Source organism: Halobacillus alkaliphilus, assembly GCF_900113125.1.
Classification (GTDB): Bacteria; Bacillota; Bacilli; order Bacillales; family Halobacillaceae; genus Halobacillus; species Halobacillus alkaliphilus.
In genome coordinates, this window is record NZ_FOOG01000029.1 from 21,174 (window position 1) to 43,953 (window position 22,780).

The 22,780-nt window shown below is 42.8% G+C and carries 22 protein-coding genes; 18 read left to right on the forward strand and 4 right to left on the reverse strand.

The features are described from left to right. The first annotated feature begins 104 nt into the window (after nucleotides 1-104). A complete protein-coding gene (locus BMZ06_RS21060; RefSeq protein ID WP_223254276.1) occupies nucleotides 105-272 on the forward strand; it encodes a hypothetical protein in 168 nt (55 codons plus the stop codon). 410 nt (nucleotides 273-682) lie between these two features. Here BMZ06_RS21060 and BMZ06_RS14330 read toward each other — a convergent pair whose 3' ends face one another. After that, nucleotides 683-2,419, reverse strand: a complete 1,737-nt coding sequence (locus BMZ06_RS14330; RefSeq protein ID WP_089752896.1) for an Rqc2 family fibronectin-binding protein — start codon at nucleotides 2,417-2,419, stop codon at nucleotides 683-685. A 179-nt stretch (nucleotides 2,420-2,598) separates the two neighbouring features. On the opposite strand from BMZ06_RS14330, the gene BMZ06_RS14335 reads away from it, so the two are divergent. The 14 genes from BMZ06_RS14335 (at nucleotide 2,599) to spoVM (ending at nucleotide 16,547) form a co-directional block, all read left to right on the forward strand. Further along, nucleotides 2,599-3,480 (forward strand): YicC/YloC family endoribonuclease, encoded by an 882-nt coding sequence (locus BMZ06_RS14335; RefSeq protein WP_089752897.1) that lies wholly within the window; start codon nucleotides 2,599-2,601, stop codon nucleotides 3,478-3,480. 80 nt (nucleotides 3,481-3,560) lie between these two features. Further along, the gene (remA, locus tag BMZ06_RS14340) at nucleotides 3,561-3,824 is read left to right on the forward strand and encodes an extracellular matrix/biofilm regulator RemA (RefSeq protein ID WP_014643148.1); all 264 of its coding nucleotides are present in this window, start codon (nucleotides 3,561-3,563) and stop codon (nucleotides 3,822-3,824) included. A 13-nt stretch (nucleotides 3,825-3,837) separates the two neighbouring features. After that, entirely contained in the window at nucleotides 3,838-4,452 is a 615-nt protein-coding gene (gmk, locus tag BMZ06_RS14345; protein ID WP_089752900.1) for a guanylate kinase, read from the forward strand. A 3-nt stretch (nucleotides 4,453-4,455) separates the two neighbouring features. Beyond that, a complete protein-coding gene (gene rpoZ, locus BMZ06_RS14350; RefSeq protein ID WP_089752902.1) occupies nucleotides 4,456-4,683 on the forward strand; it encodes a DNA-directed RNA polymerase subunit omega in 228 nt (75 codons plus the stop codon). Between the two features lie 100 nt (nucleotides 4,684-4,783). After that, nucleotides 4,784-5,989, forward strand: coding sequence for a bifunctional phosphopantothenoylcysteine decarboxylase/phosphopantothenate--cysteine ligase CoaBC (coaBC, locus tag BMZ06_RS14355; RefSeq protein WP_089752904.1), 1,206 nt, complete (start codon nucleotides 4,784-4,786; stop codon nucleotides 5,987-5,989). Continuing rightward, complete coding sequence (gene priA / locus BMZ06_RS14360; protein WP_089752906.1) at nucleotides 5,986-8,397, forward strand: primosomal protein N'; 2,412 nt, start codon at nucleotides 5,986-5,988, stop codon at nucleotides 8,395-8,397. Before coaBC ends, priA begins: the two co-directional genes overlap by 4 nt. A gap of 17 nt (nucleotides 8,398-8,414) precedes the next feature. Continuing rightward, nucleotides 8,415-9,362, forward strand: a complete 948-nt coding sequence (fmt, locus tag BMZ06_RS14365) for a methionyl-tRNA formyltransferase (RefSeq protein WP_089752908.1) — start codon at nucleotides 8,415-8,417, stop codon at nucleotides 9,360-9,362. Next, nucleotides 9,355-10,707 carry a 16S rRNA (cytosine(967)-C(5))-methyltransferase RsmB gene (rsmB, locus tag BMZ06_RS14370; RefSeq protein ID WP_089752909.1) on the forward strand — a complete coding sequence of 451 codons (1,353 nt, stop codon included), beginning with the start codon at nucleotides 9,355-9,357 and terminating at the stop codon, nucleotides 10,705-10,707. Before fmt ends, rsmB begins: the two co-directional genes overlap by 8 nt. 131 nt (nucleotides 10,708-10,838) lie before the next feature. Then, nucleotides 10,839-11,597, forward strand: coding sequence for a Stp1/IreP family PP2C-type Ser/Thr phosphatase (locus BMZ06_RS14375; protein ID WP_089752911.1), 759 nt, complete (start codon nucleotides 10,839-10,841; stop codon nucleotides 11,595-11,597). Then, entirely contained in the window at nucleotides 11,597-13,690 is a 2,094-nt protein-coding gene (pknB, locus tag BMZ06_RS14380; protein ID WP_089752913.1) for a Stk1 family PASTA domain-containing Ser/Thr kinase, read from the forward strand. The genes BMZ06_RS14375 and pknB overlap by 1 nt, the downstream gene beginning before the upstream one ends. A 12-nt stretch (nucleotides 13,691-13,702) precedes the next feature. Then, nucleotides 13,703-14,584, forward strand: a complete 882-nt coding sequence (gene rsgA / locus BMZ06_RS14385; RefSeq protein ID WP_089752915.1) for a ribosome small subunit-dependent GTPase A — start codon at nucleotides 13,703-13,705, stop codon at nucleotides 14,582-14,584. Nucleotides 14,585-14,586: 2 nt separating this feature from the next. After that, complete coding sequence (gene rpe / locus BMZ06_RS14390; RefSeq protein ID WP_089752917.1) at nucleotides 14,587-15,249, forward strand: ribulose-phosphate 3-epimerase; 663 nt, start codon at nucleotides 14,587-14,589, stop codon at nucleotides 15,247-15,249. A 511-nt stretch (nucleotides 15,250-15,760) separates the two neighbouring features. Beyond that, nucleotides 15,761-16,423 (forward strand): thiamine diphosphokinase, encoded by a 663-nt coding sequence (locus BMZ06_RS14395; RefSeq protein ID WP_089752919.1) that lies wholly within the window; start codon nucleotides 15,761-15,763, stop codon nucleotides 16,421-16,423. A gap of 43 nt (nucleotides 16,424-16,466) precedes the next feature. Further along, on the forward strand, nucleotides 16,467-16,547 hold the full coding sequence (gene spoVM, locus BMZ06_RS14400; protein WP_139205836.1) for a stage V sporulation protein SpoVM: 81 nt from the start codon (nucleotides 16,467-16,469) through the stop codon (nucleotides 16,545-16,547). A gap of 93 nt (nucleotides 16,548-16,640) precedes the next feature. On the opposite strand, the gene rpmB is transcribed toward spoVM, so the two are convergent. Further along, nucleotides 16,641-16,829: a 50S ribosomal protein L28 gene (gene rpmB / locus BMZ06_RS14405; protein ID WP_089752921.1), complete on the reverse strand. Its 189-nt coding sequence runs from the start codon at nucleotides 16,827-16,829 to the stop codon at nucleotides 16,641-16,643. Nucleotides 16,830-17,074: 245 nt separating this feature from the next. Between rpmB and BMZ06_RS14410 the strand changes: the two genes are divergently transcribed. Then, entirely contained in the window at nucleotides 17,075-17,437 is a 363-nt protein-coding gene (locus BMZ06_RS14410) for an Asp23/Gls24 family envelope stress response protein (RefSeq protein WP_089752923.1), read from the forward strand. 30 nt (nucleotides 17,438-17,467) lie between these two features. Beyond that, nucleotides 17,468-19,132 (forward strand): DAK2 domain-containing protein, encoded by a 1,665-nt coding sequence (locus tag BMZ06_RS14415; RefSeq protein WP_089752925.1) that lies wholly within the window; start codon nucleotides 17,468-17,470, stop codon nucleotides 19,130-19,132. A gap of 69 nt (nucleotides 19,133-19,201) precedes the next feature. Here the strand turns inward: BMZ06_RS14415 and BMZ06_RS14420 are convergent, their stop codons facing one another. Both BMZ06_RS14420 and BMZ06_RS14425 read right to left on the reverse strand, forming a co-directional pair. Then, complete coding sequence (locus tag BMZ06_RS14420; RefSeq protein WP_089752927.1) at nucleotides 19,202-20,044, reverse strand: STAS domain-containing protein; 843 nt, start codon at nucleotides 20,042-20,044, stop codon at nucleotides 19,202-19,204. Nucleotides 20,045-20,274: 230 nt separating this feature from the next. Further along, the gene (locus BMZ06_RS14425) at nucleotides 20,275-21,612 is read right to left on the reverse strand and encodes a sugar porter family MFS transporter (protein ID WP_089752929.1); all 1,338 of its coding nucleotides are present in this window, start codon (nucleotides 21,610-21,612) and stop codon (nucleotides 20,275-20,277) included. A gap of 380 nt (nucleotides 21,613-21,992) precedes the next feature. Here BMZ06_RS14425 and BMZ06_RS14430 point away from each other — a divergent pair, with 380 nt between their 5' ends. Next, the gene (locus BMZ06_RS14430) at nucleotides 21,993-22,763 is read left to right on the forward strand and encodes an SDR family NAD(P)-dependent oxidoreductase (RefSeq protein WP_089752932.1); all 771 of its coding nucleotides are present in this window, start codon (nucleotides 21,993-21,995) and stop codon (nucleotides 22,761-22,763) included. Nucleotides 22,764-22,780 lie beyond the last annotated feature (17 nt).

The following is a 22,780-nucleotide window of genomic DNA, read 5'->3' on the forward strand; positions in this document are numbered from 1 at the left end:
TGATATTGAAATCAAGAAAGCATTCTTTTTTCATATTAATGAACGCGTCCCTGGGGTTACTCACGTGCTTTGTTTATTTATATACGTGGGTGGCTTTTTCTTTCATGGAATCCATGTTTTCCTGGCAGCCTCTCTTAAGCTTGGCAGGTTCGATTACGCTGTTTATTCTATGGAACATGTATATGCTGAAGAGAGAAAGAAACCGATACTGGGCGCAGGCTATTTTTTCTTATGTTGGCTCCATTGTTATTTTTGCTTATTTTTTAACGTGAAATACAGGGCCTATGCTGTTACAGGACCTTCTGTTCCATCACTGTCTCGAACCGGAGCCTTCCAGTATCGGGAGCTTTGCTGTAAGGTCGACACGCGGGTTGCAGAGTCAAATACATAGTTTTGCGGGACAGTATCTTCATTGAAAATCAAGGTTCATAGCTGTCTTATTTAAGCCTGGACTTGTGGAAAAAAGAGGCAGGCTTTTTTATCTGCTTTAAATAGGAAGTTTAGGCAGCATTAAAGGCTTATATACTAACTTTAAAACAAACCAAGGGTGCCAGAGTTAAACTCAGGCACCCTTGGTTATTATCACTGTTAATGTTTTATAGCTGTCCCTTATTTTTTAGATAGTTTTGGTCTCTATCATAGACCTCAGTTTTTCAGCCATAAACCAACTCAATTAAACCATTTAACTTTCTTTGCTTTTCTCTTTGGCTGCCCTTCTCAATTCTCTAACAAAAGAGGCTTCAGGTGTAACGAAAAGCGTTTGTTGATGGTCATAGGTGACAAAGCCAGGTTTTGCACCAGACGGTTTTTTGACATGCTTGATTTGAGTGTAGTCCACAGGCACAGAAGAAGACTGGCTTGATTTACTGAAATTAGCTGCCAGCTGAGCTGCTTCAAGCAGAGTATCTTCGCTCGGATCATCATTCCGAATGACTACGTGAGAGCCTGGGATATCCTTCGCGTGCAGCCATATATCGGATTTGTTCGCCATACGATTGGTTAAATATTCATTCTGCTTATTGTTCCTGCCGACATAAATCAACGTGCCATCACTTGATAAGAAACTTTCAGGTGCCGGCTTCTGAGGTTTGTTCTTTTTCTTGCCGTGATAGGAAGGTTTCTTCTTCATATAACCTTGTTCTCTTAGTTCGTCCCTGATCTCTTCAATGTCCTGCTCACGGGCTGTTTCTACTTGTTGAATCAACCGCTCGAAATACTGAATTTCCTCTTCTGCCTTTTTAACTTCCTGCTGAACAACCTGCTTAGATTTTTTCAGTTTCTGATACGTTTGGAAGTAGTTTTGAGCATTTTCACTTGGTGATTTATTTGGATTCAATTCAATAGTAAGCTCTGACTGATCAGGATCATAGTAGTCTACGACTGTAACTTCAGAGTCTCCATTTTGCACCATATGCATGTGAGCAGTTAACAATTCGCCTAAACGCTGATACTCTTCCGCTGATTCGGAACGTTTTAACGTCTGTTCATGCTTTTTGATTTTTCGCTTATTTTTGTCCCGCTCATTTTTTAGGAAGCGATACAGGTCGCCTGCTTGCTGTTTTACTCGGTCTCTTTCTGCTTTCCCTGAATAATAGCCGTCCAGCATTCCACTGACCGTGTCATACGTCTCTACTTTTTCTGAGAAGGAATGGAGGGGAAACACATAAAACTGTTCCCGTTCCGCTAAGTGAACGCGAGGCTCGTAGTCATGATTTAGGATACGCTCCCGAACATCCCCATAAGCGTCGGCATAGGCTCTTCGTCCACCGAGTTTTGCCTGATGAGCAATTTCTTTTGTGATCATAGGGGAAAAACCCATCACAGTTCTTAGAATTTGCTGATCAATTTTTCCAGCATTAAAGTCAAGCTTTCTTAGCAACGCCTCTGGTTCTAAGTCAAGAGGGCTTATTTTCCCTTGCTCAGGCGGCAGTTTATAGGGCTGGCCGGGCATTATGGTGCGGTGCCGGTTCTGGGAAGGAGGAAGATGCTTAATGCTGTCGAGAATATGTCCCTGATCCTCGTCAACTAACAGGATGTTCGAATGTTTGCCCATGACTTCGATAATTAACGTCTTCAGTGTTTCATCGCCTACTTCATTACGGGTCCGCACCTGGAATTTTACAATCCGTTCCATGCTGACCTGTTCGATGCTTTCGATAAATCCTCCAACCAGATGCTTACGAAGAAGCATACAAAGCATCGGCGGTTCTTTTGGATTATTATAATCGTCCTTTGTTAGATGAAAGCGTGCATAGCTTGGATGAGCGGATAATAATAAAGAATGATTTTTACGCTGTGCTCGAACCGTAAAAACAAGTTCTGTATCTGTAGGTTGATAGATTTTCATAATTCGTCCGGACTGGATCGTCTCCTCAAGTTCATGGGTGATCGCCCGGGTTACAATTCCGTCAAAAGACATTGTCTTCACCTCTCTAATGTTGACAGTATAGCATGTTTTGCCCGCCTCTACACGACCAAAGGCTGGGAATATCACTACTTATGCGATTCTCTTATAAGTCAGACTTTAGGTCAATGATTCGCGTTTGAAGCTCCCCATTTGCTAAAATAGAATTAAATAACTAATAAAGGTGATAAATCATGGTTAATAGTATGACAGGATACGGAAAAAGCTCCGCAGAAGTAGGAGGATCCAGGGTATTGATCGAGTTACGTTCGGTCAACCATAGATATTTGGACATTTCCCCCAAAATGCCAAGAACCCTGCTTTTTTTAGAGGAAAAACTAAAAAAAACCGTCAGGGATAAATTGGAGCGCGGCCGTGTGGATCTCTTTATTTCCCTGGAGGGCCAGAGGCTGTTTGAAAAGAGAGTGTCTGTGGATTGGAATGTCCTTGATCAATACATAAACAGACTGCATGAAGTGAAGGGACGATACGATTTGACGGGTGATATATCTATTGATATGGTATCCAAGTTAGACGATGTTTTCTTTACCGAGGATATGGAGGATGACACAAGCGAACTTCAACGATCACTTTTATCTACATTGGACCACGCTCTTGATCAGTTAATTATTATGCGGGAGAACGAAGGGGAAAGGCTTTCAGAAGACCTCCAGGCCCGTGTATCCAGTGTAAGTCAGCTCCTTGAAAAACTTGAATCCCGACGTCCGGTTGTTGTGAATGAATACAAGGACAGGATTCGTACTAGAATTGAAGATTACGTGAAGGAAGAAATTCAGCCGGATGATGCCCGTATCCTCCAGGAAGTAGGGCTCTTAGCTGAAAAAGGAGATGTCACGGAGGAATTTACAAGGCTGCGTTCTCATATCTTTCAATTTACCAATACTCTTGAACAGGCAGGATCTGTTGGAAGACGGCTTGATTTTATTGTTCAGGAGATGCACCGTGAGGTAAATACAATTGGATCGAAATCCAATGATTCAAAAGTGACAGAGTGGGTTATAGAATTAAAAAGTGAAATAGAGAAAATGAAAGAACAAGTACAAAATGTTGAATAGTAATTGTGTTTATGACTAGTTTTTTCTTATAATAGAGATAACGATTATTTTGTCCTGGTCAAAAGAAGGAGGAGTCAGCTTTGAGTCTAAGGTTAATCAATATCGGTTTTGGTAATGTAGTATCTGCCAACCGTATCATTTCTATCGTGTCACCGGAGTCTGCACCTATTAAACGTATTATTACGGTTGCGCGTGACAATAATAAATTAGTAGATGCTACATACGGTCGTCGCACACGCGCCGTTATTATTACTGACAGTGATCATGTAGTCCTGTCAGCTGTACAGCCGGAGACGGTAGGACAGCGTGTAATCAGCAGCGACGAGATTTCCGACGAGAACTAGGAGGACTTTTGCAGTGATAGATGAGAAGGGAATACTATTTATACTTTCCGGCCCCTCGGGTGTAGGAAAAGGAACAGTAAGAAAAGCACTGTTCGATCAATCTACCGACCTTCGTTATTCCATCTCTATGACGACCCGCCATCCCCGGGAAGGGGAAGTAGACGGGATTGATTATTTCTTTAAGTCAAGAGAGGAGTTCGAAAAACTGATCAGTGAAGGTCAGCTGATAGAGCATGCTGAGTACGTAGGCAATTATTATGGAACGCCGCGTCAATACGTGGAAAAAACGTTGAACGAGGGCAAGGATGTTTTCTTAGAAATTGAAGTGCAGGGCGCACTTAAAGTCCGTGAGAACTTTCCTCAAGGCGTGTTCATATTTTTAATTCCACCTTCCCTGGAGGAATTAAAAGACAGAATTGTGAATCGTGGCACAGAAACGGAAGATAAAGTGAAGAACCGTTTGCATGCGGCTAAAGAAGAAATCGATATGATGGACGCCTACGACTATGTCGTCGTCAACGATGAAATTGACAATGCGGTTACGAAAGTGCAATCCATTGTCGCAAGCGAACATTGCAAGCGGGAGCGAGTAGCTCATCAGTATAAAAAAGCATTGGAGGATGAATAAATTATGATGTTAGAACCGTCCATTGATTCTTTACAGGAACAAATCAAATCCAAGTATACATTGGTAACCTTATCAGCAAGAAGAGCCCGTGAATTGAAGCAGGGCAGTGCTCCAATGGTAGATAGACCAACTTCCCATCAGCACGTGGGTGTCGCATTGGAAGAAATTCGTGATGGTAAACTCGACTACACGTATTCCGACGAAATACAGTCTCGTACAGAAACCACATAAAGCTATGAGCTTCTTGAATAATTTGTAGAAAAAGCCGCGCTTCCTGGTTGTCATAGCGCGGCTTTTCCTATCCTTTACAGGAACGGAGGAGGACGGACCTATGTTAGAAGGGAAGAAGATCGTCTTAGGAGTATCGGGAGGAATTGCAGCGTATAAAGCAGCAGCCCTTACAAGTAAGCTGGCGCAGGCTGGAGCTGAAGTGAGAGTGATCATGACAGAAAGCGCTCATAATTTTGTAGGGCCGAACACCTTTCAAGCCCTATCCAGACGACCGGTTTACACCGACACATTTAAAGAAGTCGACCCGACTCAAATCCAGCACATTGATCTGGCAGACTGGGCAGACTTATTTTTGCTTGCCCCTGCGACGGCGAATATTATTGGAAAGTTAGCAGGAGGAATTGCCGATGATATGCTTTCAACTACTCTGCTTGCAACAGAAGCCCCTGTCTATATAGCACCTGCGATGAATGTCCATATGTACAGCCACCCTGCGGTGATCAAGAATTTAAAACAGCTGGATGAATGGGGATTTCGCTTTATAGAACCGGGTGAAGGTTACTTGGCATGCGGTTATGTAGGTAAAGGCCGTTTGGAAGAACCGGAAAGCATCGTACAGGTATTGGAAAATGAATTCAGAAAAACAACAATTCTCCAGGGTAAAAAAGTTCTTATTACTGCAGGGCCGACGCGAGAGAACATCGACCCTGTCCGCTATTTTACAAATCCCTCGACAGGCAGGATGGGATTTGCACTGGCCCGTCAGGCTTCGCTAATGGGAGCGGAGGTCACACTCATCACAGGTCCGGTCGACTTAGAAACACCCGGTGGCGTAAAAAGAATTGACATTACAACAGCTGAGGATATGTATCAGGCAGTTTTAAAAGAATATCCCCAACAGGATATTGTGATTAAATCTGCAGCGGTAGCAGACTACAAGCCTAAGGTGACCTATGAGCAAAAGATGAAGAAATCCTCAGGCGAATACGCAGTCGAAATGGAACGAACGAAGGATATCCTAAAAGAGCTTGGCAGGCAGAAAGAACATCAGTATTTAATCGGCTTTGCGGCGGAGACGAATGACCTTGAGTCATACGGAAGACAAAAGCTTGAGAAAAAGAATCTCGATGCGATTGTGATCAATAACGTGGCTGAGGAAGGTTCTGGCTTTGGTCATGATACGAACGCTTCACTCATGATATTCAGAACAGGTAAAGAAAACACATATCCCTTAATGTCTAAGGACGACTTGGCCCGTAATATTCTTGAAGAGTCAGTTCATGATTTGAAGGGTGAATCTTCGTGACCATTGCCAACGTTATTGTTGATGTCCCCTCACAGAACACGAATCGTCCCTTTGATTACGGAATTCCAGAGAAGTTTGAAGGAATTGTACAGCCGGGGGTCAGGGTGATTATCCCTTTTGGTCCCCGGAAAATAATGGGGTATGTCGTATCTCTTTCAGAGGAAAGTGACTTTTCAAAAATAAAAAATATTATCGACGTCCTGGACGTGACACCGGTACTCACTGAGGAATTGCTCGAGCTTGGAAAATGGCTCTCGCAAAAGACACTTAGTTACTATATTTCCTGTCTTCAAGTAATGCTTCCACAAGTAATGAAAGCAAAATATAGGAAAGAACTCTGGAAGCTCACAGACGAGTATCTGCAATCGGATTTAGATCCATTGTTTGATGGAAGAGCTGTCATTGACTATGAAGAATTTGAACAATCCAATCTCAGTTATAAAATGCTCAGGAAGCATATAGATGATGGGGAAGTAGATGTTCATTATGAAGTGAAAAGCAGGGAAACAAAAAAAGTCACCAGCATGCTGGAGCCCAAAATGGATACCATGCAGCTTGAAGAAGTGCTTGTGGACTTATCCAAACAAGCTAAAAAACAGCGTGCGATAGTTGAGTATTTTTTGGATCATAAAGAACCAATTCCGAAAAAACAACTGCTTCAGACACTGGGAACGACTGCTGCCTCAGTTAAACCTTTGGTGAAACAGGGAGTTCTTCAGGAATATGAGCAGGAAGTTTTCAGAGATCCTTATGAAAACCGAAATTTTGAAAGGACCGAGCCATTTCCTCTTACCGAGGAACAATCCAAGGCTATAGAACCGATTTTATCATCCATAGAACAGAGGCAGCATGAAGTGTTTCTGCTTCATGGTGTAACGGGAAGCGGTAAGACCGAAGTCTACTTACAATCGATCCAGCAGGTCATTGATAACGGAGAAGAAGCGATCATGCTCGTTCCTGAGATTGCCTTAACTCCGCAGATGGTTGAGCGATTTAAAGGCCGGTTTGGATCTAAAGTAGCCGTGCTGCACAGTGCCCTATCTGCAGGGGAAAAATATGATGAGTGGCGAAAGATTCAGCGGAAAGAAGTTCAGGTTGTAGTAGGTGCCCGTTCCGCCATTTTTGCTCCCTTTTCAAATATTGGGATCATTATTATCGACGAAGAACATGAAAACAGCTATAAGCAGGAAGACCGGACACGTTACCATGCAAGAGATGTGGCCATCGAGCGGGCAAGCCGCCACGGGTCTCCGGTTGTTCTGGGGAGTGCAACCCCGGCTCTTGAAAGTTATGCCCGTGCAGCCAAAGGTAATTATCATTTGCTAACGTTATCAAAGCGGATGAATAATGCCGTTATGCCTGAAGTAGAACTTGTAGATATGCGGGAGGAGCTTCATGAAGGCAATCGATCGATGTTTTCCAGAGTACTTAAAGAGAAAATCGAAGAGCGGCTGGCACGCAAGGAACAGGTTGTTTTGTTCCTAAACCGAAGGGGCTATTCCACCTTTGTCATGTGCCGGGACTGCGGACATGTAATGGAATGTCCGCACTGTGATATTGCGCTGACCTATCATAAAAAACAAAATCGCCTCAAGTGCCACTACTGCTCTCATGAAGAGCCTATGCCTACGGATTGTCCTGAATGTGAAAGTAAAACCATTCGTTATTTTGGTACGGGAACGCAAAAGGTAGAAGAAGTACTTCAGCAGCTTATACCAGAAGCGGAAGTGGTCAGGATGGATGTAGATACCACCAGAAGAAAAGGCGCTCATGAGAAACTCCTGCAGCAATTTGGAGATAAAAAAGCCGATATACTGCTCGGTACACAGATGATTGCCAAAGGATTGGATTTTGGTAATGTGACCCTGGTAGGAGTACTTGCCGCAGATGCTCTTCTTAATCTTCCTGACTTTCGTGCTTCTGAAAAAACCTTCCAGCTTATTACACAGGTGAGCGGGCGGGCCGGACGTCATGAGAAACAGGGCGAAGTCATTATTCAGACTTATACACCCGAGCATTACAGTGTGGAGCTCGCTAGTCAGTATGAATACGAACAGTTTTTCCAAGAAGAAATGAAGCTAAGAAAAGCTTTTAATTATCCTCCTTATTACTTTCTGACCCTATTTACGGTTTCTCATCCCAACGAGTTGAAGGTTCAGGAAGTTACTCAAAAGATTGTGCAGTTTATGCGACAGAAGTTATCAGATCAGTCTATGGTGCTTGGACCAACCCCCTCCGCACTTACTCGGATCAATAATAGATATCGCTATCAATGCATGGTAAAATACAAGAAGGAACCAGAGCAGCGAAAGCTCGTAGAACGGATTTTGCACTACTATGAAGATGAAATGAAACAGGAAAATGGACTGCAGATCGTGGTCGATTTTCAACCGTACCAGTTGATGTAGGAAAGGAGACTTGCTTGATGACACGCATTGCATTTATGGGGACGCCTGATTTTGCAGTGCCGGTTTTGGACCGGCTGATGGAAGATCAATATAATGTAGTCCTCGCTGTAACTCAACCAGACAGGCCTAAAGGCAGAAAGAAGGTTATGACCCCTCCGCCTGTTAAAGTGGCAGCCGAAAAGCATGGCATTCCGGTTTTCCAGCCGGAAAAGATTAAGAATGAATATGAGGAAGTATTAAAATATGAGCCTGATCTCATCATTACGGCAGCTTTTGGACAGATCCTTACAGAAGATCTGCTGCAAGCACCTAAATATGGCTGTATTAACGTACATGCCTCGTTATTGCCTGAATTCCGCGGAGGAGCTCCCATTCATTACTCCATTCTTGAAGGGAAAAAGGAAACCGGCGTTACAATCATGTATATGGTGAAGAAGCTTGATGCAGGCGATATGCTTGCTAAAACGACGGTACCTATTGACGACGATGACCACGTAGGCACTCTTCATGATAAGCTTTCCGTGGCCGGAGCTGATTTACTAATGCAGACGCTTCCTTCTTTATTGGAAGGATCCATCACCGCACAACCGCAGAATCATTCCCAGGCGACTTTTGCTGGAAACATTAAGCGTGAACAAGAGCGTATAGATTGGCAAAAGGATCAACAGGAGGTTTATAACCACGTCCGCGGTCTTCACCCTTGGCCGGTAGCTTATACCACATGGAATGGAAAGCCCCTGAAAGTATGGTGGGTGGAAAAAGTGAACGGTACTTTTAATCAGGAGCCCGGAACCGTAGTTGGATTTGCGGAGGACGGCTTCCTCGTTCAGACAGGTGATGGAAAAGCTGTTAAAGTTGTCGATCTGCAGCCTTCTGGCAAAAAACGAATGGACGGACGTGCCTTCATTAACGGAACCGGTCAATCACTTACAGAAGGTGAACGTCTGGGGGAGCATGATGAGTAAATATGTATTGAGAGAAACGGCGCTTGATTTATTAACCCGGATTGGCGAGCAAGGCGGGTTCAGTCATGTGCTGTTAGATCGTGAAATTACAAAACAGGACTTATCCCGTCAGGACGGAGCGCTGCTTACAGAGATCGTGTATGGAACTCTGCAGCGCAGAGACTTAATTGACTATTATATTCAGCCTTTTATAGCTAAGCAGAAGAAAATTAAACCTTGGGTCAAATGGCTGTTGTATATGTCCGTGTACCAAATGGAGTTTCTCGAACGCGTTCCAGACCATGCCATTATTCATGAAGCCGTTGAAATTTCAAAAAGACGCGGCCATAAAGGGATATCTTCTTTTACAAATGGAGTGCTGAGAAGCGTGCAGCGCAAATGCTTACGCAGCTTGGATGAGATTAAGGATCCAGTGGAGCGCTTGTCGATTGAAACGAGTCACCCGAAATGGCTAGTCAAGCGCTGGGTGGATCAATATGGCATGAACGTTACGGAAGAAATGTGCCGCGCCAACACGCAGCATCTGCCTCTCTCCGTTCGTGTGCAGCCGCTTCGAATTTCGCGGATGGAAGCTATGGAACAGTTAAGAGAAGATGGCTTTCAGGTGGAGGAAAGCCTGCTCTCTCCACAGGGAATGGTGGTCAGTGAAGGACAGCTGCTGAAGCATTCCTTGTTTACCGAGGGTAAGGTAACAATTCAGGATCAAAGTTCTATGCTTGTAGCTGAGATGATGGATCTTGAAAAAGGAATGACAATCCTTGATGCTTGCAGTGCTCCGGGTGGGAAAACCACTCATATAGCTGAGAAAATGGAAGACCAGGGCGAAGTTATAGCGTATGATTTACACGCTAAAAAGGCTAAACTGGTAAATAAGAAAGCTGAACAACTGCAGTTAACGTCTATTCATGCCAGTCAAGCTGATTCTAGAAACCTTGCTGAATTGCATGAGGCAGCTTCATTTGATCGGATTTTACTCGATGCCCCATGCTCTGGACTGGGAGTTCTACGGGGAAAACCTGATATTAAGTATCATAAACAAGTGGAAGATGTCTTTTCACTCAGGAAAATACAGGATGAACTACTGGATCGAGTAGCGCCGCTTCTTAAAGAAGGTGGAAAACTGGTTTATAGTACATGCACAGTGGACCGCCACGAAAATGAAGAAGCTGTACAACATTTCCTGAAACACCATCCTGAATTTACGGTCGATCACGAATTCTTCAATGATCTTCCTGAGGTCACGAAAGGTTCAAAAGGTCAAAGCGACTTTGGCCTCCAGATGTTTCCGCAGGATTTTGATACAGATGGATTCTTTTTGACGAGACTAGTCAAACAATCCAAATAATTGGAGGGGTCAATCACGGCCCCCTCCTTCCAATTTTTTGCTTTTCGTGTGCAAGTGTGAGTTGAGGTGAGTATTAGAAAGCTTGCCGTATCCATTTGTGCCGCAGAGCTTACCGAAAATGAGGTGAGTCCATGAATGGCTATTATCTTACAGATCAAGGCAGGGTAAGAAATCATAATGAAGATGCCGGGGGCGTATTTAAGAATGACTCCGGTCAAATCTTAGCGGTGGTTGCCGACGGAATGGGTGGGCACCGTGCAGGAGATGTAGCAAGTCAGAAAGCAGCTTCTCATCTACATAGCAAATGGCAGGAAGCAGAGAAGCTCCATACGCCTGATGAATCTCAGTCATGGCTAAAGCTTGCCATCCAGGCAGTAAATAACGAAATTATATCCTATGCCAATCAGAATGAGGACTGTCATGGTATGGGAACAACTGTAGTCGCGGCAATTTGCACAGAAGACTTTATTACGATCGCTCATATTGGAGACAGTCGTTGTTACTATGCTAATGAGTATGGATTTAAACAGCTCACGGAAGATCATTCTCTTGTTAATGAACTTGTGCGATCTGGACAAATCACGGAGGAACAGGCTGAACATCACCCCCGTAAAAATGTACTTCTTAAAGCACTGGGGACGGAGTATGACATTAAAGTGGATACAAAGACACTGGAATTTGAACCTGGAGACAAACTGCTCCTTTGCACCGATGGACTCACGAACAAAGTAAATAATGAAGAACTGTCTAAGCTCGCTTCTTTTGAAGGAGAATGGGCGGAATTCTGTCAGGAACTTGTGGATCTTGCTAACGATCGCGGGGGAGAAGACAACATAACGCTTGCCGTAGTGCATTATGACAGCACAGATGAGAAAAGAGGTGCGGATTAATGCTTAACGACCGTCTCCTTAATGACCGTTACCAAATTCAGGATATGATAGGCGGCGGTGGAATGGCCAACGTCTATTTGGCTCACGATGTCATTTTAGACAGGGAAGTTGCCATTAAGATTCTTCGTTTAGAGCATGAAAACGATGAAGAATTTATTGCGCGGTTTCATAGAGAGGCTCAGTCTGCTACCAGTTTAGCTCATTCGAATATAGTCAATATCTATGATGTAGGGGAAGAAGAAGATATTTACTATATGGTCATGGAATACGTAGACGGCATGACGCTTAAGCAGTATATCCAAAAGCACAGTCCGATCGATGTCGCGGAAGCAGTCGATATTATGAGACAAATTACATCAGCCATTTCTCATGCCCACGATAATGAAATTATCCATCGCGATATAAAGCCTCAGAACATTTTGATTGATCATTACGGGCATGTAAAGGTTACCGATTTCGGAATTGCTATGGCTTTAAGTGCCACATCCCTGACCCAGACCAACTCAGTACTTGGATCGGTTCATTACCTATCACCTGAGCAGGCTCGTGGGGGAATGGCCACAAAAAAATCAGACGTGTACTCACTGGGTATTGTATTTTTTGAACTATTAACCGGCAGGCTACCTTTTTCGGGGGAATCGCCGGTATCAATAGCTCTAAAACACCTTCAGCATGAGACACCTTCGCTTCGAAGGTGGATTAACAATCTGCCGCAAAGTGTAGAAAATATTGTATTGAAAGCTACAGCTAAAGACCCTTTTCACCGATATGAATCAGTCGAGGATATGGAAGCGGATTTAGAAACAAGTCTGGAGCCCGACCGAGTAAATGAGCCTGCGTTCGAAACACCTGTTGAAGAAGAAGATGAGAAAACAAAGGCCATCCCTGTCATTACGGATGACACATACGGAGCCCAGGAAGAAGAGAATACAATCGTTCACAGCCAGACCAGTTCAACCCCTCCCGTGCGTGAGCGGAAGTCGTCTAAAGATGAGGCAGCACAGTCACCGCTCCACAAAGAGAAAAAGAAAAAAGGGGTGCGGTTCTGGCTGATACCCATTTTAATCTTACTACTTAGCGGAGTCGCTGCCCTGTTTCTAATCCCGGGTATTATTCAGCCTGCAAATGTAGAGATGGTTGATGTATCAGGAATGGAGTATGAAGAAGCGTATAGCCAGCTAAGAGAGATGAATCTGGAAGTGAAGAGGGAAACTGAATATTCCGACGAGGTTTCTGAAGGGAAGGTTATTCATACAGAACCAGAACCCGGTAAGATTATCAAGGAACAGTCTGAAGTGGTAGTGTATGCAAGTCTGGGGAAAGAGACAGCCGAATTTAAGGATTATACGGGCCAGAATTATGAAAAAGTGGAGCAGGAACTTAAAGATAAAGGATATGAGACCATCATTCCATTTGAGGAAAGCAGTCAGCAGCCTGAAGGTGATATTACAGCTCAACTTTCCCCTCAGGCAGGAGAAGAAGTTATTCCGGATGAAACGCGAGTGATTTTCCGGGTCAGCAGTGGACCTCCGAGGGTTAATCTTGGCGTCTTAGAAGGAATGACTGAGGAAGAGGCAACAAAATATCTGAATGAACGAAAACTTAAAGTTGACGTCTCTGAGAGTTATTCAGATCAGGTTCCAAAAGGTGAGGTGATTTCTCAGGATCCAGAAGCCGCGACTCAGGTTAAAGAAGGATCTACGGTTTCCATCACGATCTCATTGGGACCTAAAGAAGAACCTCCAAGGACAGAAACCATTCAGGTAGAGGTTCCCTTTGAACCGGAAACAGCACAAGATTCAGAACAGGAATCCACTGAAAATCCCGATGATGGTTCGCAGGATTCAGACAGTGAAACGGAAGAAGACTCAGATGAAGAACAAGAACCGTCGGAAGAAACAAAAGTGACGGAGCAAAATGTACTTATTTATATCGAAGACATGGACCATAAATTATCCGATGTATTTAAAGAGGAAACCATTACAGAGGATACCGTGTTTGAAATCCCATTAACAATTCAGCCAGGAACCGAAGCATCCTATAAAGTGCAAAGAGGTGACGAGGTAATTGAAGAAGGAAGTGTTCCGTATTAAGAAGGTGAAAGAATGCCAGTAGGGAAAATTATTAAAGCGTTGAGTGGTTTTTATTATGTTCTTTACGAAGGGCATGTGTATCAATGCAGAGGCCGTGGAAACTTCAGGAAAAAGAAAGTCAGTCCGCTCGTAGGAGATACCGTAGAATTTAAAGCCGAAAAACAGGATGAAGGGTATATATTATCCATTGATAAGCGAAAGAATGAGTTTGTCAGACCTCCAATTGCTAATGTGGATCAGGCTTTAATTGTGACATCCGCAGCCAATCCAGAGTTCAACGCTTTACTATTGGATCGCTTTCTTGTGCTAGTGGAAGCGAAAAGGATTGAACCTTTCGTCGTGATTTCCAAGATGGATCAGTTAGATGAAGGAAGAGCAAATGATATGAAAGTCTATCAACAGATGTATGAGTCGGTTGGTTATCCTGTTATCCTTTCTGCCGTAAACGATGCTGAATCCATGGAACAGATCCGGGCGCACCTGGCTGGCCGCACTACTGTCATTGCGGGTCAGTCAGGCGTCGGAAAATCATCTCTTTTGAATACGATTGATCCAAGGCTTTCAATCGACACAGATGAAATTTCTAAAAGCCTGGGACGCGGGAAGCATACTACGAGACATGTGGAATTATATGAAATATCTGGTGGTCTTGTAGCTGATACACCCGGCTTCAGTTCACTGGAGTTTGGTGATTTGCAGCTGGAACAATTACCCGAGTGTTTTCCCGAGTTTGTCCAAGTACAGGATGACTGCAAGTTTCGTGGGTGTCTGCACAATAAAGAGCCGAAATGTGCAGTAAAACATGGGGTAGAAGAAGGGAATATTTCCAAGCAGCGTTATGAACATTACTTGCAATTTCTAGAAGAAATACAAAACAGAAAGCCGAGGTATTAATGATGACAAAGATTGCTCCTTCCATTCTGGCTTCCGATTTTTCTAAATTGGGAGAAGAAATTAAAGATGTTGAACAAGGCGGCGCTGACTATATTCACGTGGACGTGATGGATGGTCATTTTGTACCTAATATTACGATTGGTCCTCTTATCGTGGATGCCATTCGTCCTGTGACCAGTCTGCCTCTTGATGTCCACTTAATGATTGAAAATCCTGATCAATATATTGAGGCTTTTGCAAAAGCTGGGGCGGATATTATTACGGTTCATCAGGAAGCGTGTCCGCATTTACACCGGACTCTTCAGCTAATTAAGAGCTTTGGGGTCAAGGCCGGTGTCGTGATTAATCCAGCTACAGCCGCTGAAACGATTAAACCTGTGCTCCAGGACGTTGACCTCGTGCTACTTATGACGGTAAATCCTGGCTTCGGCGGGCAATCGTTTATTGAATCTGTGGTTCCAAAAATTCAGCAGGTGGCTGATTGGCGTGAAGAGCAGTCCCTTTCCTTTGAGATCGAAATAGACGGCGGGGTAAAAGAGGAAACAGCTCCAATTTGCATTGAATCCGGGGCCGACGTGCTTGTAGCCGGCAGTGCCATTTTTAAAGAAGAGGATCGTGGCCAAGCCATCGAAGCCATCCGTCAGTCTGTAAAAGCTGAAAAATAATAAACTGAGCAGTAGCATACGCCTGGAGGAGTGCCTGATGGCAGTTCCTTTAGGCTTTTTCTGTAGAAGGATATATTAAACATTTTGTTGATTTTATTAAGAGCTTATTAAGCTATAGGGCCGGTTAGTTGAAGACTCGAATTCGAGATATTGGGTAGAAATAGGGACTCCAGGGAACGACTCGCTATCCGCGGCCCTGCACGACGCAGGGTCGATCGACCCTACGTCGTGTAGGGCCATAGGAAAGTGTTTAAATGTGGCATCACCCCGAAAGACACGATCAGCATAAGCCGACCATCAAAAGGATTGCGGTTTTTCAATCCGTTGATGAGCGGCTTATGTCTCGAGTGTCTGGGTGATGGAACAAGACGAGTTATTTCCCCACCAACCCTCCTCCCTTTAAACGTAACGGCCCCATTTATCTCGAAATCAAGTCTTCAACTAACGGGAGTTTTAATTTAAAAGCACCCCGGAGGTTATAACAATTCATTAAGTAAGGAGGTTAACTAATTTGGCGAAGTCTATAGCGATTGTAGGAGGCGGACCGAAAGCGTATATTCCGGAATTAAAACGATTTGATCAGCAGGAGCTAATATGGATTGGAGCGGATCAGGGGGCCGAAGTTCTTCTCGAACATGATATATGCCCGGACGTATCCATTGGAGATTTTGACTCTGTGGATCAGGCCTCTTTGGAAAAGATTAAAGAGATATCCGTACAGTTTAAGCCATACCCGAATGAAAAAGATGAAACGGATCTTGAACTGGCCATCAACCAGGCACTTAATTGGAACCCAGAGCATATTCTATTATTCGGGGTGACGGGTGGAAGAATCGATCACTCAATGGCTAATTTGCAACTGCTTTATCCTTTATTAAAGAAAGGAGTACGCTGTACAATAAGGGACCATCAGAATCAAGTGGAATTAGCAGCAGAAGGTGAGCATACGATTAAAGCGGATAGTGAATTTCCTTATGTATCCTTTTTACCGATGACTCTTGAAGTAACTGGTCTTACCCTTCAAGGTTTTTATTATCCTCTGCAAAATGCCCATTTACCTTATGGTTCAACCCTATGTGTCTCTAATTGTCTGATTCATAATACAGGTACTTTTTCATTTCGTTCAGGCATACTATTAGTAATAAGAAGTAAAGACTTGACTAATAGAGGCTGAAACAAGCATTCCGCATTAGCTTGATATAGGAGGAGGGAGCTCTTTGAGGTTTTATACGATCAAACTCCCAAGGTTTCTCGGGGGCCTGGTACGCGCAGTCATAACTACTTTTAAAAAAGATTAACAAAAAAAGCACCCCAGGAGGGTGCTTTTTTTGGTCGAAGTACCTCTTCGACACGGAGCGCAAGAATCTCTTACGCTGATAGGAAGCCTTGAATTATACGCGGGTAAGTTTACCTGACTTCAATTCACGTGCTGTTACATAAACTTTCTTCGGCTTGCCATCTACAAGAATACGTACTTTTTGCAGGTTAGCTTTAAACTTACGTTTATTAGCGTTCATTGCGTGTGAACGGTGATTTCCAGTGGTTGTTCCTTTACCGGATATTACACTTTTACGTGCCATATGATAATCCCTCCTGTTACATACATAAATCTTCAGATACTTAATTAATGTATCATACCCACTTCATGTTTGCAATATAGTGAAAAGAATTATATCAAGAATTTTCTCTTGACAGATACTTTCATTTGTTTCAAAGTATAATAGGAATATTTAGATACAATTTTTGAAAAGTGAACGTCTAATCATATGCCTTCCTTGTGTTATAATATAGGCATGAAGTTGAGGAGTTTAAAAGGAGGATTCATATGTCTGTTGATCTCACTAATCAGTATGGTCATATTACGATCAGCAATGATGTCATTTCTACAATTGCAGGAGGGGCAGCCGTGGAATGCTACGGAATTGTAGGCATGGCGTCCAAGAATCAAATCCGAGACGGATTATCGGAAATGCTTCGCAAAGAAAACTTTTCCAGAGGGGTAGTGGTCAGACAAATCGATGACCGCCTTCATATAGATATGTTTATCATTGTAAGCTATGGCACTAAGATTTCCGAAGTCGCTCATAACGTTCAATCACAAGTAAAATATACATTAAATAAAACGGTAGGCTTATCCGTGGACTCTGTGAATATCTACATTCAAGGTGTTCGCGTGACAAGTGAATAGGTTTCGTTGTAGTCAAAGGAGGAAGCAAGCGTGACGTTACAAAATATAGACGGCAAAACATTAGCCGAAATGATCTTACAAGGAGCTCATAATTTACAAAAGAACTCCCAAATGATCGATGCGTTAAATGTATTTCCCGTCCCGGATGGCGACACAGGGACGAATATGAATTTATCTATGACTTCTGGGGCAGAAGAAGTAAAAAACGTGGATGAAAATCATGCTGGGGCAGTTTCGAAAGCATTCGCTAAGGGACTTTTAATGGGAGCTCGCGGCAACTCAGGAGTCATTCTTTCTCAAATCTTTCGAGGCTTCTCCAAAGCTATTGAAGATAAGGAAGTATTAACAACTAAGGATTTAGCCGAGGCTTTTGAAGGTGGAGTAACCACAGCCTATAAAGCAGTAATGAAGCCTGTCGAAGGTACGATTCTTACTGTAGCCAGAGAATCAGCTGAAGCAGCTGCTAACCTGGCTGAAGAAGATGAGGAGATCATTTCTTTTATTGAAGGTGTAGTGAGTGCAGCTCGTGAATCATTAAAAGGAACCCCGGAACTGCTCCCTGTATTAAAAGAAGTCGGTGTAGTTGATAGCGGTGGGCAAGGTCTTTTGACTATTTACGAAGGATTTCTTGCTAATTTAAGAGGAGAAGAACTCCCTGAATTAGATCAAACTGTATCAATGGATGAGATGGTTAGTGCAGAACACCATAAACTGGCACAGGATTTCATGAACACAGAAGACATTGAATTCGGCTATTGCACAGAGTTCATGGTGAAATTCGAAGAAAAGAAGCTTGAAGAAAATCCATTTGATGAAGAAAAATTTCGTCAGGCATTAAGTGAAATTGGAGATTCGCTGCTTGTAGTCTCTGATGAAGACTTAATTAAAGTACACGTTCACGTGGAGTACCCCGGTGAAGCCATGAATCTCGGTCAGCAGTTCGGCAGCTTGATCAATATGAAGATCGAAAACATGCGCGAACAGCATACCTCCATTGTCGGCGATAAAAAAGAGGTTCAAAAACCTAAAGAAAAAGCTGAATATGGTATAGTGACAGTTTCCATGGGAGATGGAATTAAGCGGTTGTTTGAAAGTCTTGGCGCAAGCATTGTCATCCAAGGTGGACAGACAATGAATCCGAGCACCCAGGATATTTCTGAAGCCATCAAACAGGCGCACGCAAAGCATATTATTATTCTTCCAAATAACAAAAATATTGTTATGGCAGCCCAGCAGGCTGCAGATATGGCTGAAGAAGAAGTAGCTGTGATTGCTACAAAAACGATCCCTCAGGGTATGAGTGCTTTACTAGGGTTTAATCCGGAAGCGGATCTTGATACGAACAAAGATGAAATGACCAGTCTTATGGGTGAAGTAAAGACTGGCCAGATTACGTATGCCGTCAGGGACACTCAGATCGAAGGGCTATCGATTGAGAAAGGCCACTTTATGGGCATAGCCGATGGCAAAATATCTGCCACGGATAAAGACAAATTCACGACAGCGAAGACACTCCTTAACCAAATGATTGATGAAGATGAAGACGAAATCCTCACCATCATTTCCGGTGAAGAAGTGGATGAAAAAGAGATAGCTGAATTGGAAGCCTACGTGGAGGAAACGTTCGAAGATCTTGAAGTAGAGATTCACAAAGGCGGACAACCGATTTACGCTTATATCTTTGCGGTGGAATAAGAATGATAGAAGCGATATTTTATAGCGCGAAAAAAGAGGAACCTCATGTAAAGGCTCCTCTTTTTTTGGCTAAAAATTGAATTCCTTTAATGCTTGCTGGAGGTTGCCTTTGACTTTAAGATGTTTTGTTTTCAAACCTAATGACACCATTGTATGTGATATTTCTGGGCGGATACCGGTTATAATCGTTTCTACGCCTATTAAATCCAGGGATTCGATTATTCTAAACAGTTGATTGGCAACCATTGTATCAATCGTTGAAACTCCGGAAAGGTCTATAACCAAGTGATCTAAATGCAATTTTTCTGCCTGGCTTAGCGTTTCTTCCATTAAGTAATAAGCTCTTTCAGTATCTATTGCACCAAGCAAGGGTAAAATGCCTGTACTTGGACCAAGCGGGACTACAGGGACGGATAAAGCAAGATAAGAGGTTCGGGCACTCTCGAGCGACTGCTGCAAAGAAGTCACATAGGAATGACCGAAATGATAGACAGCTGTATCCAATAAAGGATCTATGACAGCGCGTATCTTAAAAATCGTGTCAGCTGAGAATTGATTTTTGATCGAGTGTTCGCGTATGAATTTCCATAAATAATCTCTATAGAAGCTCGTATCTTTTAAGGATTCATCCAAGTCTGCTCCTAATGAAAAAAAATAATTTCCATTCTCTTCCGCCCATTTTATAATTTTATTGGAGGATCTATGGGAATCCAATTGTTTTGCTAATGATTCCCCAAAGATTTGTATAAAGCTGACTCGAGTATCGATAACATGCTGTTCGACTTTTTGAAAATCCGCCTGCTGTGCAATGGTCATCTGAACTTGAGCCATACGTTCATCGTGAATCTCCTGGGCAATCGAATACTTATGTTGTAAAATTAACTCCCCGATTAGTTGTGGTCCATTTGACATATATACATTCCTCTCTCTATCTGAAAAAAGTTGAATACTGGGAGACTACAGATCTATTGTAACTTATTTACATAAATCAGGATAATTGTAACTGTTTCGTAAAAGATTATTTTCAACAACCGATCCAATAATCTGAATAAATACCTTATCAAGAGCATCAATTAAAATTAACAAATCTCCAAATAAAAAGAGCACTATCATTTAATAGTGCTCTTAAAAACAAGAATCATCTAAGAAGCTTCACCTCTTAAATCTCTTTCGATATCCTCCAGACTACGTCCTTTGGTTTCAGGTACAAATTTCATGACGAATAAGAAAGCAAGTACTCCGATGCCTGCAAAAATGACAAACACCCATGCTGTTCCCAAAGCTCCCAGCATAACAGGGAAGAAAAGGGAGACAATCAAATTGGCTAAGGAGAGTAATAAAGTTGTAAAGCCTGTGGCTGCTCCTCTCGCTTTAAGAGGGAATAACTCAGGCAGCATTACCCACACCACTGGTCCCCAGGTGGCTGAGAAAAACATGATAAACAATCCTAAGAATACCACGGTCATCCACGCTATGGCTGTGGTCAGTTCTGCTGTGAATAGTATAGTCGCAAGTACGGCGAGGCTGAGGGTCATTCCCACATTTCCTATTAGCAGCAGTTTCTTGCGGCCTAATTTGTCGATCGTTGCAATAGCCACGAGCGTCATAAGCACGTTAACGATACCAATTCCCAGTGTACCTAAGATCGATGCTGCATTCCCCAGTCCGGCTTTAGTAAAAATAGTAGGCGCATAATAAATGACAGCATTGATACCGATAAATTGCTGGAAGACAGCAATTCCGCTTCCGACGAGCAGCATAGGGCGAACCCATTTTGATTTTAGTACATCCCAAGTACTCTCTTCGACTTCTTCAATCTTTTTCATTTGTTTAATCTCGTCATCAATTTCACTTTGCTGACGAGTAAGAGCCATGATTTTACGGGCCTCTTTTTCACGATTATGTTTGATGAGCCATCTAGGGCTCTCAGGCATGAACAGTACCCCAATCATTAAGATAATAGCGGGTACTGAAGCAAGCCCAAGCATCCAGCGCCAGCCTTCAATGGGAGTGAAGGCGTAATTGACTAAGTAAGCAAGCACAATACCAATTGTAATCATCAATTGGTTAAGGGAGGCAAGTGAGCCGCGCTGGTGTGTAGGGGCCATTTCAGATAAATAAACGGGCACAATGGCTGTGGAACCACCGACAGCTAAACCAAGAAGGACACGCCCAGCAATTAGAATTGCTGCGTTTGGTGATAAAGCTAAAACTAGAGAGCCTATTAAGTAGATGAGCGCAATTACAAATACTACACGTCTCCTCCCGAAGCGGTCTGATACATAACCGCTCATTCCTGCGCCGACAATAGCACCAACGAGCAGAGAACTCACTACTACTCCTTCCAGAAAGTTGGATAGCGAAATATCCTCATTAATGAATAAAAGCGCACCTGAAATCACTCCTGTGTCATATCCATACAGCAAACCGCCTAAGGCGCCGAAGAAAAATATCCAGCCCTTACTTAAGTTCTTATTCATAGAATTTAACCACCTCTTTGCAAATTGTGTCCAAATATTTTCCACATAATTGGAATCTGAAAACATAAATGTATGAATTTAACATAAGTGTTGATAAACTAAGTAAGAGTTCAACGACAATTACAGGTCAAATTTTTAATAGAAGCATGGAAATTTCGAGATTAACAGCGAAAGGTAAGTTTATAGGATGATAGCATTTTCTTTCTAATTTTGTATGGTCCTGTTCTTGTGTTAATAAACCCTTTCTGATTAGTCAATAGTTTGAATAACTCGGTTATAATAGTTTTTTGGATGTAAGTCCTAACGTTTGCCATATAGTGAACGGTGAGGGTTATGATAAGGGAGAATCATATATCATAAAAGACGCAGGAGGATTTAATATGAAGTACACCGTTATTACAGGAGCCAGCTCAGGTATAGGTTATGAAGCAGCTCATGCCTTTGCAGCGCGCGGTAAACATGTAATCGCAGTCGCTCGAAGAGAAGAAAAACTGGAAGAATTAAAAAGTGAGATCCAGAAAAATCAACCTGATGTAAATGTTATTGTGAAACCAGCAGATTTATCAGTATCAGAAAATGTTTATCAATTATACGAAGACCTTAGGGAGTTTGAATTAGAAACATGGATCAATAATGCTGGGTTTGGTAATTTCGATCCTATAGCTGAACACGACCTCTCTAAAATAGAGAAGATGCTTCGATTAAACAACGAAGCTCTAACTATTCTCTCTTCCTTATTCGTGCGGGATTATGAAGATAAAGCAGGAACACAGCTTATCAATGTCTCCTCAGGTGGAGGGTACGCCATTGTGGCTGACGCCGTAACCTATTGTGCAACAAAGTACTTTGTGAGTGCGTTTACGGAGGGACTAGCACAAGAGTTATCTGGTAAAGGAGCTGCTATGCAGGCGAAAGTACTCGCACCGGCAGCTACAGAGACAGAATTTATAAACCGTTCATTTGATAATGATGAGCTGAAATACGAAGGGAATGTCCCGCAATACCATACGGCTAAGGAAATGGCTCAATTTCTATTAGAATTATATGATAGTGATCAAGTAGTTGGAATTGTGGATGGAAAAACCTATGAGTTTCATTTGCAGGCTCCCATTTATCCGTATGTTTCCCGCTCAACTGATTCAGATAAATGATTAAAAGAAAAGCGCAA

Excerpts from the sequence above, each read along its gene's own strand:
- BMZ06_RS14375 (WP_089752911.1), top strand. The coding sequence starts at position 10,839 with ATGAATGGCTATTATCTTACAGATCAAGGCAGGGTAAGAAATCATAAT.
- BMZ06_RS14410 (WP_089752923.1), top strand. The coding sequence starts at position 17,075 with ATGTCTGTTGATCTCACTAATCAGTATGGTCATATTACGATCAGCAAT.
- BMZ06_RS14330 (WP_089752896.1), bottom strand. The coding sequence starts at position 2,419 with ATGTCTTTTGACGGAATTGTAACCCGGGCGATCACCCATGAACTTGAG.
- BMZ06_RS14335 (WP_089752897.1), top strand. The coding sequence starts at position 2,599 with ATGGTTAATAGTATGACAGGATACGGAAAAAGCTCCGCAGAAGTAGGA.
- BMZ06_RS14425 (WP_089752929.1), bottom strand. The coding sequence starts at position 21,612 with ATGAATAAGAACTTAAGTAAGGGCTGGATATTTTTCTTCGGCGCCTTA.
- fmt (WP_089752908.1), top strand. The coding sequence starts at position 8,415 with ATGACACGCATTGCATTTATGGGGACGCCTGATTTTGCAGTGCCGGTT.
- BMZ06_RS14420 (WP_089752927.1), bottom strand. The coding sequence starts at position 20,044 with ATGTCAAATGGACCACAACTAATCGGGGAGTTAATTTTACAACATAAG.
- rpmB (WP_089752921.1), bottom strand. The coding sequence starts at position 16,829 with ATGGCACGTAAAAGTGTAATATCCGGTAAAGGAACAACCACTGGAAAT.
- rpe (WP_089752917.1), top strand. The coding sequence starts at position 14,587 with ATGACAAAGATTGCTCCTTCCATTCTGGCTTCCGATTTTTCTAAATTG.
- rpoZ (WP_089752902.1), top strand. The coding sequence starts at position 4,456 with ATGATGTTAGAACCGTCCATTGATTCTTTACAGGAACAAATCAAATCC.
- rsmB (WP_089752909.1), top strand. The coding sequence starts at position 9,355 with ATGAGTAAATATGTATTGAGAGAAACGGCGCTTGATTTATTAACCCGG.
- BMZ06_RS21060 (WP_223254276.1), top strand. The coding sequence starts at position 105 with ATGGAATCCATGTTTTCCTGGCAGCCTCTCTTAAGCTTGGCAGGTTCG.
- BMZ06_RS14430 (WP_089752932.1), top strand. The coding sequence starts at position 21,993 with ATGAAGTACACCGTTATTACAGGAGCCAGCTCAGGTATAGGTTATGAA.
- pknB (WP_089752913.1), top strand. The coding sequence starts at position 11,597 with ATGCTTAACGACCGTCTCCTTAATGACCGTTACCAAATTCAGGATATG.
- coaBC (WP_089752904.1), top strand. The coding sequence starts at position 4,784 with ATGTTAGAAGGGAAGAAGATCGTCTTAGGAGTATCGGGAGGAATTGCA.
- rsgA (WP_089752915.1), top strand. The coding sequence starts at position 13,703 with ATGCCAGTAGGGAAAATTATTAAAGCGTTGAGTGGTTTTTATTATGTT.